At 75.6% G+C, this 746-nt stretch carries 1 protein-coding gene; it reads right to left on the bottom strand.

The window, feature by feature from the left end:
• A partial coding sequence (locus ESO86_RS18000) for a CpaE/TadZ family protein (RefSeq protein WP_422836516.1) occupies nt 1-746 on the bottom strand: 746 nt, incomplete at both ends.

The following is a 746-nucleotide window of genomic DNA, read 5'->3' as shown; positions in this document are numbered from 1 at the left end:
GTCGACGTACGAGCGCAGCGCCGCCCGGAGGGCCGAACGCGGTGCCGCGTCGCGCAGCGTGCGCGCGGTGAGGATCGCGGCATCCGCGGCCCGACCGTCGTGCGGAAGCAGCAGGGCGTCGGCGAGCCCAGCGAACCGGCGCAGGGTCTGCCGGACCTGCGCGTGGGCGTCGATCCCCAGGGCGCTCGTGCGCACGCGATTGACCACGACGTCGATCCGATCGGGGTCGACGTGCTCGACGAGCTCCGCGTGGCCGCGGAGCAGGCGGGAGAGCCCGACGGGGTCGGCGAGTCCGACGGCCACGACCCGGTCGGCCGCGGCGAGGGCCGCGAAGGTGGCGGCGTTGCGTCGGGGCGCGAACGGGTCGCTCGTGAGCTCCTCGTCGCGCTCGAGGCTGAAGCCCACGTCGACCACCACGAACTCGAAGCGCGCCCGCATGACCCGCAGCGCCTCGGCGACGCGCTCCTGCGACAGTTCGGGCCATCGGCTCGGCCCGACCAGCCCGGTGAAGACGTCGAACGACGCCCTCGGGGAGGAGTAGCGCTGCGCGATGCGCTCGAGTTCGACCCGGTCGAGCGCGCCGGATCCGGCGAGTCGGCACGCCGATGCGAATCCCGGCGCCTCGTCGAGCAGCCCCAGCGCGGGGGCGATCGTCCCTCCGTAGGGGTCGGCGTCGACGAGCGCCACGAGGTGCCCGGCGGCGGCGAGCTCGGACGCGAGGCCGACGGCCGTCGTCGTCCGCCCGG

The sequence above is a fragment of the Agromyces binzhouensis genome, assembly GCF_004135055.1.
Classification (GTDB): Bacteria; Actinomycetota; Actinomycetes; order Actinomycetales; family Microbacteriaceae; genus Agromyces; species Agromyces binzhouensis.
This window is presented reverse-complemented; position numbering and strand designations above follow the sequence as displayed.